At 70.4% G+C, this 10,108-nt stretch carries 6 protein-coding genes; all 6 read right to left on the bottom strand.

What is annotated here, in order from left to right:
* Positions 1–14 precede the first annotated feature (14 nt).
* On the bottom strand, positions 15–938 hold the full coding sequence (locus JOD95_RS01385) for an SDR family NAD(P)-dependent oxidoreductase (protein WP_209682489.1): 924 nt from the start codon (positions 936–938) through the stop codon (positions 15–17).
* Entirely contained in the window at positions 928–3,000 is a 2,073-nt protein-coding gene (uvrB, locus tag JOD95_RS01380) for an excinuclease ABC subunit UvrB (protein ID WP_066658265.1), read from the bottom strand. The genes JOD95_RS01385 and uvrB overlap by 11 nt, the downstream gene beginning before the upstream one ends.
* Before the next feature lie 96 nt (positions 3,001–3,096).
* Positions 3,097–3,699 carry a dephospho-CoA kinase gene (gene coaE, locus JOD95_RS01375; RefSeq protein ID WP_066654460.1) on the bottom strand — a complete coding sequence of 201 codons (603 nt, stop codon included), beginning with the start codon at positions 3,697–3,699 and terminating at the stop codon, positions 3,097–3,099.
* Positions 3,700–3,788: 89 nt separating this feature from the next.
* The gene (rpsA, locus tag JOD95_RS01370; protein ID WP_066654468.1) at positions 3,789–5,264 is read right to left on the bottom strand and encodes a 30S ribosomal protein S1; all 1,476 of its coding nucleotides are present in this window, start codon (positions 5,262–5,264) and stop codon (positions 3,789–3,791) included.
* A 249-nt stretch (positions 5,265–5,513) separates the two neighbouring features.
* On the bottom strand, positions 5,514–7,193 hold the full coding sequence (locus JOD95_RS01365) for a DUF885 domain-containing protein (protein WP_209682486.1): 1,680 nt from the start codon (positions 7,191–7,193) through the stop codon (positions 5,514–5,516).
* A 236-nt stretch (positions 7,194–7,429) separates the two neighbouring features.
* A complete protein-coding gene (polA, locus tag JOD95_RS01360; protein ID WP_209682483.1) occupies positions 7,430–10,102 on the bottom strand; it encodes a DNA polymerase I in 2,673 nt (890 codons plus the stop codon).
* Between the last annotated feature and the right edge of the window lie 6 nt (positions 10,103–10,108).

Genomic DNA, 10,108 nt, shown 5'->3' with positions numbered 1-10,108 from the left:
CCGGGCGTGGCGGTCTAGCCGAGTGCGTCGAGAGCGAACGCGACGCCGGTCGCCTGTTCGCTCGCCGTCCAGAGGCGCGCAGCGACGGTGCGGTCGTGGGCACGCGGGCGCGCCGGGACGAGGGCCGGACGACCGGCGAACTGGAGCGGGCCGGCCGGCCCCCAGTACTCCCCCGAGCGGACGTCCTCACCGACGGCGGCGTGCACGAGCGGCCGCGCCCCGGCGTCCTTGCCCTGCGCCACCCAGCCCGAGCCCGCCCGCATCCAGGCCGGTTCGGACCGCGTCGGTGCGACGTCCGGTCGGGGCGGGGCGGCGGCGTCGAGCGCCAGCCCGGGGTGCGCGACGACGCTGCGCACCCGCGAGCCGGCGTCACCCAACCGCTGCGCGAGCTCGAAGCCGAACAGCATCACCGCGAGCTTGCTCCTGGCGTACTGGCGGTGGCCCTCGTAGCGGCCGACCGCGAGCGGATCCGTCCGGTCGAGCGTCGTGAGGCGGTGCGCGATGGAGCCGAGGTGCACCACACGCCCGGCGTCCTGGTCGAGGGCCGGCAGCGCCAGCGCCGTCCAGGCGAAGTGTCCGAGGTGGTTCGTGCCGACCTGCAGTTCGAAGCCCTGCGCGGTGCGCTGCGGGCGAGCCGATCCGACCACGCCGGCGTTGTTGAGCAGGGCGTGCACGGGGCCGAGCTCCCGGAGCCGCACGGCCGCGGCACGCACGCTGTCGAGGTCGGCCAAGTCGAGGTGCAGGTGCAGGAGCGCTGCGTCGTCGACGTGCGTCCGGATGCTCCGCTCGGCAGCGGCGGCACGCTCGGGGTTCCGCGTGGCGAGCACGACCCGGTGGCCCTGTGCCGCGAGCTGCTCGGCTGCGTGGTAGCCCAGGCCGGCGCTGGCACCCGTGACGACGACCGTCCGCCGCGCGGTCCCGGAGGTGTCAGCGGACATGCCCGGCGGACTCCATCTGTCGCAGCGCCTTCTTCAGGTCCTGCACCTCGTCGCGGAGCCGTGCCGCCAGCTCGAACTTCAGCTCGGCCGCGGCCTGCAGCATCTGGTCGTTGAGGTCGGCGATCGTCGCCTCGAGCTGGGTCGCGCCCTCTCCCGCGATGCCCTCGCGACGCAGGTTCGGCGTGGGCGACCGGCGGCCGTCGGAACCCGGGCGACCCTCGAGCAGCGCCTTGGTGTCGTCGCTCTCGCGCTGCAGCACCTCGGTGATGTCGGCGATCTTCTTGCGGAGGGGCTGCGGGTCGATGCCGTGCTCGAGGTTGTAGGCGACCTGCTTCTCGCGGCGCCGATCGGTCTCGTCGATCGCCTGGCGCATGGAGTCGGTGATCTTGTCGGCGTACATGAGCACCTGGCCCGACACGTTGCGGGCGGCACGGCCGATCGTCTGGATGAGCGACGTCGACGACCGCAGGAACCCCTCCTTGTCGGCGTCGAGGATCGCCACGAGGGACACCTCGGGCAGGTCGAGGCCCTCGCGCAGCAGGTTGATGCCGACGAGCACGTCGTACACGCCCTGGCGCAGCTCCGTCAGCAGTTCGACACGCTTCAGGGTGTCGACGTCGGAGTGCAGGTACCGCACGCGGACGCCGGCGTTGCCGAGGAAGTCCGTGAGTTCCTCGGCCATCCGCTTGGTCAGGGTCGTGACGAGCACGCGCTCGTCACGCTCGACGCGCAGCTTGATCTCCTCGAGCAGGTCGTCGATCTGGCCGTCGCTCGGCTTCACGACGATCTCGGGGTCGACCAGACCCGTCGGACGGATGATCTGCTCGACGACGCTGTCGGTGACGCCGAGTTCGTACTTGCCCGGGGTCGCCGACAGGTAGACCTTCTGCCCGACGCGCTCGAGGAACTCCTCCCACGTCAACGGTCGGTTGTCGAGCGCGCTCGGCAGGCGGAACCCGTGCTCCACGAGCGTGCGCTTGCGGGAGGCGTCACCCTCGTACATCGCGCCGATCTGCGGCACGGTCACGTGCGACTCGTCGATCACGATGAGGAAGTCGTCCGGGAAGTAGTCGATGAGGCAGTGCGGCGCCTCGCCCGCATCGCGCCCGTCCATGTGGCGCGAGTAGTTCTCGATGCCGGAGCAGAAGCCGATCTGCTCCATCATCTCGATGTCGAAGGTCGTGCGCATGCGGAGCCGCTGGGCCTCGAGCAGCTTGCCCTGGCCCTCGAGCTCGGCGAGTCGGTCGGCCAGCTCGTCCTTGATCCGCTCGATCGCCCGGTGCATGACGTCGGTGTCGGCGACGTAGTGCGACGCCGGGAAGATCGAGACGCCGGGCAGGTCCGCGATGACGTTGCCGGTCAGCGGGTGCAGCGAGGTGAGCGCCTCGATCTCGTCACCGAACATCTCGATGCGGATCGCGTGCTCTTCGTACATCGGGATGATCTCGATGGTGTCGCCGCGGACGCGGAAGGTGCCGCGGGCGAAGTCGACGTCGTTGCGCTGGTACTGCATGCCGACGAACTTGCGCACGAGCTGGTCGCGGGAGATCGTCTGACCGACGTGGAGCGCGATCGACGCGTTCATGTACTGCTCGGGCGTGCCGAGGCCGTAGATGCAGGACACGGTCGACACCACCACGACGTCGCGCCGGCTGAGCAGCGAGTTCGTCGTCGAGTGCCGGAGCCGCTCGACCTCCGCGTTGACCGACGAGTCCTTCTCGATGAAGGTGTCCGTCTGCGGGACGTACGCCTCGGGCTGGTAGTAGTCGTAGTACGAGACGAAGTACTCGACCGCGTTGTTCGGCAGGAGCCCGCGGAACTCGTTCGCCAGCTGCGCGGCCAGGGTCTTGTTGTGCGCGAGCACGAGCGTCGGCCGCTGGACCTGCTCGATCAGCCAGGCGGTGGTCGCCGACTTGCCGGTACCGGTCGCGCCGAGCAGCACGACGTCGGTCTCACCCGCGTTGATCCGACCGGCGAGCTCGGCGATCGCCGCCGGCTGGTCACCGCTCGGCGAGTACTCGCTGATCACCTCGAAGGGACGGATCGCCCGGGTGGGCTGGATCGACACTGCCATGGGGACAACGGTAGTCGCGCCCCCTGACACCCGACGGCCCTGATCGCCCACAGCTGAGCGGGTACCAGGGCCTGCGGGGCCCGTTCAGGACGCGATGCGGTCCCACACCGCGTCGGCGGACCGCAGGGTGTCCTCGAGCGATCCGGTCGCGTCGACGACGTGGTCGGCGAGGGCGAGCCGCTCGGCGTCCGACGCCTGGGCCGCCACACGTCGCTCGGCCTCGTCACGCGGCATGCCCCGGTGCTCGACGAGTCGTCCGACCCGCTGCGCCGCAGGGGCGTCCACGACGACGACCGCGTCGAACCGGATCGGCCGACTCCCCCGGGCCTCGGCGAGGAGCGGGACGTCGTAGACGACGACGGCTTCCGGATCAGCGGCCTCGGCAGCGTCGAACGCTCCCCGTGCGAGCCGCCACACCTCCGGGTGGGTGATCCCCTCGAGGTCCTTCCGCGCCGAGGCGTCGGAGAAGACGATGCTGCCCAGGGCGGCCCGGTCGAGCGCGCCGTCGGGGGCGAGCACGCCCGTCCCGAACCGTTCCACGACACGGGCGAGCCCGGGGCTGCCCGGAGCGACCGCCTGCCGCGCGAGCCGGTCGGCGTCGACGACGACCGCGCCGTGCTCCGCCCAGCGACGGGAGACGGTGGACTTGCCCGCGGCGATGCCGCCTGTCAGACCGATGATGCGCACCGGTCCAGGCTACCGAGGACGTCGTGGAACGCCGGAAGCCCGGCACCCCCTCAGGGGTACCGGGCTTCCGGGACGTGCGACCCGCTCGATCAGTTGTTCGAGCTGAGCTTCTCGCGGAGCGCCGCGAGCGAGGCGTCGTCGGCCAGGGTGCCCTGACCGTTCGACTCGCTCGAGAAGGTCGACGAGGACGAGGACGAGCTCGAGGCCGAGGCGGGGAGGTCGAAGCCACCCTTCTCCTCGTCCGCGATGGTCTTCGCGACCTGCGCCTTGTGGGCCTCCCAGCGCGACTGGGCGGCCGCGTACTGGCCCTCCCACTCGGTGCGCTGGGTGTCGTAGCCCTCGAGCCACTCGTTGGTCTCCGGGTCGAAGCCCTCGGGGTACTTGTAGTTGCCCTGGTCGTCGTACTCGGTCGGCATGCCGTAGAGCGCCGGGTCGAACTCGGTGCCCTCCGGGTCCACGCCCTCGTTCGCCTGCTTGAGGCTGAGCGAGATGCGACGACGGTCGAGGTCGATGTCGATGATCTTGACGAAGACCTCGTCACCGACGGAGACGACCTGCTCGGCGAGCTCGACGTGCTTGTTCGAGAGCTCCGAGATGTGGACGAGACCCTCGATGCCGTCGGCGACGCGGACGAAGGCACCGAACGGCACGAGCTTCGTGACCTTGCCCGGTGCGATCTGACCGATCGCGTGGGTGCGGGCGAAGACCTGCCACGGGTCCTCCTGCGTGGCCTTGAGCGAGAGCGACACGCGCTCGCGGTCCAGGTCCACCTCGAGGATCTCGACGGTGACTTCCTGACCGACCTCGACGACCTCGCTGGCGTGCTCGATGTGCTTCCAGGAGAGCTCGGAGACGTGGACGAGACCGTCGACGCCGCCCAGGTCGACGAACGCACCGAAGTTGACGATCGACGACACGATGCCCTTGCGGACCTGGCCCTTGTGGAGGTTGTTGAGGAAGGTGGTGCGCGACTCGGACTGCGTCTGCTCGAGCAGGGCGCGGCGCGAGAGGACCACGTTGTTGCGGTTCTTGTCGAGCTCCAGGATCTTCGCCTCGAGCTCCTGGCCCAGGTACGGGGTCAGGTCGCGGACGCGACGCAGCTCGATGAGCGAGGCCGGGAGGAAGCCACGGAGGCCGATGTCGACGATGAGACCGCCCTTGACGACCTCGATGACCGTGCCGGTCACGACGCCGTCGGACTCCTTGATCTTCTCGACGTCGCCCCACGCACGCTCGTACTGCGCACGCTTCTTCGACAGGATGAGGCGGCCTTCCTTGTCCTCCTTCTGGAGGACCAGGGCCTCGACCTCGTCGCCGACCTCGACGACCTCGTTGGGGTCGACGTCGTGCTTGATCGAGAGCTCGCGCGAGGGGATGACACCCTCGGTCTTGTAGCCGACGTCGAGGAGGACCTCGTCGCGGTCGATCTTCACGACGGTTCCGGAGATCAGATCGCCGTCGTTGAAGAACTTGAGGGTCTTCTCGACCTCGGCCAGGAAGTCATCAGCCGAGCCGATGTCGTTGATGGCGACCTGCTTGGGAGCCTTGGTCGTGGTGGTTGTCATGTAGAGATTGCTCCGAACGGACATGAGTCGGGCCGTGACGGCGAGGGAGCGACCCCCTGGTCCGCACCGAACGTCGGTGCGAGCCGTCATGGCAGTGGTTGGTTGGCGCGGATTGCGCCGATTGAGTCTAGCCGCAGGGCCGCGGGCCCCACAACCGGGCGTGTCGCGTGTCGCGGGGTGACCGGAGGACGGACGGGAGGCACGCGGCGACCCCGCCACGCGCCTCCCGTCCGTCGACCCGTCACGCCGTCAGTCGAGCAGCGCGCTCCGGAGCGTGTCCAGGCCGACCCCGCCGAGTGCGAGCGCCCGGTGGTGGAAGGCCTTCAGGTCGAACGCAGCGCCCTCGCGTGCGGCGAGCTCGTCGCGGATCGACTCCCAGACGCGCTGCCCGACCTTGTAGGACGGCGCCTGCCCCGGCCACCCGAAGTACCGGGCGACCTCGAACTGCACGAACTCCGGCGCCATGTTGACGTTCCGGCCCATGAAGTCGAGCGCGTACTCCCACGTCCAGCCACCGCCGTCGGGGTTGGTCTTCTGCAGGTGCACACCGATGTCGAGCACCACGCGGGCCGCCCGCATCCGCTGGCCGTCGAGCATGCCGAGGCGGTCCCCGTCGTCGTCGAGGAACCCGAGCTGCTCCATGAGCCGCTCGGCGTAGAGGGCCCAGCCCTCGACGTGCCCGGACGGTCCGGCCAGCTGCCGACGCCACGTGTTGAGCTCCCCGCGGTTGTAGACCGCCTGGCTGATCTGCAGGTGGTGACCGGGCACGCCCTCGTGGTAGACCGTCGTCTTCTCACGCCACGTGCCGAACTCCGTGACGCCCTGCGGCACCGACCACCACATCCTGCCCGCACGCGAGAAGTCGTCGGAGGGGCCGGTGTAGTAGATCCCGCCCTCCTGCGTCGGGGCGATCCGGCACTCCAGGCGCTTGATCGGGTCGGCGATGTCGAAGTACTCCCCGTCCATCGCGCGGATCGACGCGTCACTGGTCTCCTGCATCCACCGCTGCAGGGCGTCGGTGCCGTGCAGGATGCGGGCGGGATCGGCGTCGAGGACCTCGATCGCGCGCGCCACCGAGGCGCCGGACTCGATGCGGTCCGCGATGCGCTCCTGCTCGTCGCGCATCCGGGCGAGCTCCTCGATGCCCCACTCGTACGTCTCGTCGAGGTCGACGACGGCACCCAGGAAGCGTCGGGAGTGCAGCTCGTAGTCCTCGCGACCGACCGCGTCGACCGGGGTCGCCAGGGGCAGCAGCTCGTGCTCGAGGAAGCCGCCGAACGACCGGTACGCGGCCGCCGCGACCTCGGCGCCGCGCACCAGCTCGCCGCGGAGCGACTCGGGCAGCGGTGCGCCGCCCTCGAGCGCGGCGCCGTCGACGAGCTGGCGGAAGAACCCGTCCTCGGCACCGTTGCGCGCGGCCTGCTCGGCGATGAGTGCGACCTGGCGCGCGGCGGGCGTGACCTGCTCGCGCGTGCCCTGCAGCAGGGTCTCGCGGTAGCCCTCCAGGGCGTCCGGCAGCGCGTGCAGGCGCCCCGCGACGTCCTGCCAGTCGTCGGTGGTCGCGGTCGGCATCAGGTCGAGGACGTCGCGGAACTCCTGCGCGGGGCTCGCGATCACGTTGAGGTCCCGCAGGTGCAGCTTCCGCTCGTGCGACTCCACGACCAGGTCGAGCTCCGCTCCGAGGTCGGTCTTCGTCACCCGGTCGACGTCGTCCGTCGACTCGGCGGCGTCGAGGGCCCGGCGCGCGGAACGTGCGGCGTCGGCGAGGGCGTCGGCGCCGGCGGGCGAGGTGTCGCCGTAGCCGTCGGTGCGCCCGGGGACCCCGATGTACGTGGCGACGGTCGGGTCGAGGTCGACGAGGGTGGACATCCAGTCCTCGGCGACGCGGTCGACGGCGGACGGCTGGCGGACGGGTCGGTCTTCGCTCATGCCCCGACCCTACCGAGCGGCCCGGCAGGCGGAGCTGCGGACGGCGGGACGGGGGCGTCGACACGAGACGCCCTCCGGTGAGCGAGACGCCGCCGGATCTGGCGGCGTCTCGACGCAACCGCGGCGTCTCGACGCGACCGCGGCGCGCGAGCTGTCTGGACGACGGACGGGAGGCACGGTGCCAGCCGGCACCGCGCCTCCCGTCCGTGACGTGGCCGCGTCGCGACCGACCGGCGTCAGTGCGCCGCGGACTCCCAGTTCGGGCCGACGCCGACCGACACGTCGAGCGGGACGCTCAGCTCGGCAGCCGCGCCCATCCGGGTGCGCAGGATCTCCTCGACGCGCTCCTGCTCGCCGGGAGCGACCTCGAGGATGAGCTCGTCGTGCACCTGGAGCAGCAGGTGCGACTCGAGCGCCCCCTCGCGGAGGTCCTCGTCGACGCCGAGCATCGCGATCTTCATGATGTCGGCGGCAGACCCCTGGATCGGCGCGTTCAGCGCCGCGCGCTCGGCGTTCTCGCGGAGCACGCGGTTCGGGCTCTTCAGGTCCGGGAACGGACGCCGGCGACCGAAGATCGTCTCGGTGTAGCCGTCCTCGCGGGCCTGCTCGACGACGCCCCGGAGGTAGTCGCGCACCGCACCGAAGCGGGCGAAGTACTCGTTCATGAGCGTGCGCGCCTCGGACTGCTCGATGCGGAGCTGCTTCGACAGGCCGAACGGGCTGAGGCCGTAGGCCAGGCCGTACGACATCGCCTTCACCTTCGTGCGCATCTCGGGGGTGACGTCCGCCGGCTCGACCGAGAACACCCGGGCACCGACGAAGCGGTGCAGGTCCTCGCCCTCGTTGAACGCCTGGATGAGCCCCGGGTCGCCGGACAGGTGCGCCATGATGCGCATCTCGATCTGCGAGTAGTCGGCGGTCACGAGCGTCGTGTACGGCTCGGCGACCGCGAAGGCCGACCGGATGCGGCGACCCACGGCGGTCTTGACCGGGATGTTCTGCAGGTTGGGGTCCGTCGACGAGACCCGGCCGGTGCTCGTGCCGGTCTGCTCGTAGCGGGTGTGGATGCGTCCGTCGACGACCGCGGCGTCGAGCGTGTCGACGATCTGCCGGAGCTTCGTGGCGTCGCGGTGCTGCAGCAGCAGTCCGAGGAACGGGTGCGGGTGCTGCTCCTGCAGGTCGGCCAGGCTCGCCGCGTCGGTCGAGAAGCCGGTCTTCGTCTTGCGGGTCTTCGGCATCGCGAGCTCGGTGAACAGGACCTCTTGCAGCTGCTTCGGCGAGCCGAGGTTCACCTCGTGGCCGATCTCGGCGAAGGCCTGCTGCGCGAGCTCGGCGGCGCGCTCCCCCAGATCGTGCGACAGCCCGGTCAGGACCGGGCGGTCGATACCGACACCGATGGTCTCCATGCCCGCCAGCACCGGGACGAGCGGCAGCTCGATCGTGTCGAGCACCCGCAGCGAGGACTCGTCGACGCGGGAGCGCAGCGCGGTGTCGACCCGCAGGACGTACCAGGCGTGCACGCCGACGTTGACCGGTTCGGTCTCGGGGACGAGCTGGTTCGGGTCGGCGGTCGGCAGCTCCTCGCCGAGTTCCTGGTACACGAGGTCGGCGAGGGGCTGCCCCTGCTTGCCCGGCTGCGCGAGCCACCCGGTGATGCGGGCGTCCCCGGCGATGCCCCGCACCGTGATGCCGACCGTGCCGAGCGCCTTGATGGCGGCCTTAACGTCGTGGAAGTGCTTCGGGGCGTCGGAGGCGAACCACGCGGCGAGCTGCTCGTAGTCCTTCGCGCCGCTGCCGCCGGGCACCAGGACGGCGTCGTCGTGGGTCGCGATGCCGATCGCGCTGAGCCGGCCGTCGATGACCTCGACCGCGACGCCGAACCCGTTCTCGGCGTCGTTCGCACCCTTGCGCTCGAGCCAGTACCCGAGCTCTTCGTCGATGACCGTGGTGACCTTCGGCGGGGTCGGCGCGCCGCTGTCGACCGAGCCGGGAGCATCGCTCGCCTCGCTCGGCTCACCGGTACCGGCGACCTTGAAGACCCGGTCGAGCAGCGTGCGGAACTGCAGCTTGGCGAAGAGGTCGCGGACGGCCTGCTCGTCCAGCGGGCGGAGGGCGACGTCGGCCGGTCCGACGGGCAGCTCGACGTCGTTCACGAGCCGGTTCAGCCTGCGGTTCCGGATCGCCCGGTCCTTCTGCTCGCGGAGGTTGTTCCCGACGACGCCCTTGATCTCGTCGGCGTGCTCGAGGACACCGTCGAGGGAGCCGTACGCGGTCACCCACTTGACCGCGGTCTTCTCGCCGACCTTGTCGATGCCGATCAGGTTGTCGCTGGTCTCCCCCACGAGCGCCGCGATGTCCGGGTACTGGTGCGGCTCGATGCCGTACCGCTCGTACACCTTGTCGCGGTCGTAGCGCGTGAGCTCGGAGACGCCGCGGACCGACGGGTACAGCAGCGTGACGTCGTCGTTGACGAGCTGGATCGAGTCGCGGTCACCCGAGACCACGTACACCTGGTACCCCTGCTCGGCACCCTGACGCGCGAAGGTGGCGAGGATGTCGTCGGCCTCGTAGTCCTCCTTCGTCACCGTCGTGATGCCCATCGCCTCGAGCGCCTGCTGCAGGAGCGGGATCTGGCCCTTGAACTCGGGCGGGGTCTCCGAGCGGGTGCCCTTGTAGTCCTCGTACTCGCGGGTGCGGAAGGAGAAGCGGGAGATGTCGAACGCGACCGCCAGGTGGGTCGGCTTCTCGCGCTGCAGGAGCATGAGCAGCATCGAGATGAAGCCGTGGATGGCGTTCGTGTGCTGCCCCTCGCGGTTCACGAAGCTGTCGACCGGCAGTGCGTAGAAGGCCCGGAAGGCGAGCGAGTGGCCGTCGATGACCATGAGGGTAGGCTTTGCGGAGTCCGACACCCGGAC

Source organism: Curtobacterium sp. 1310, assembly GCF_017834105.1.
Taxonomy (GTDB): domain Bacteria; phylum Actinomycetota; class Actinomycetes; order Actinomycetales; family Microbacteriaceae; genus Curtobacterium.
Note: the sequence above shows the minus strand (reverse complement) of the source record. Positions and strands in the feature narration are given on the sequence as shown.

Excerpts from the sequence above, each read along its gene's own strand:
- JOD95_RS01385 (WP_209682489.1), bottom strand. The coding sequence starts at position 938 with ATGTCCGCTGACACCTCCGGGACCGCGCGGCGGACGGTCGTCGTCACG.
- rpsA (WP_066654468.1), bottom strand. The coding sequence starts at position 5,264 with ATGACAACCACCACGACCAAGGCTCCCAAGCAGGTCGCCATCAACGAC.
- JOD95_RS01365 (WP_209682486.1), bottom strand. The coding sequence starts at position 7,193 with ATGAGCGAAGACCGACCCGTCCGCCAGCCGTCCGCCGTCGACCGCGTC.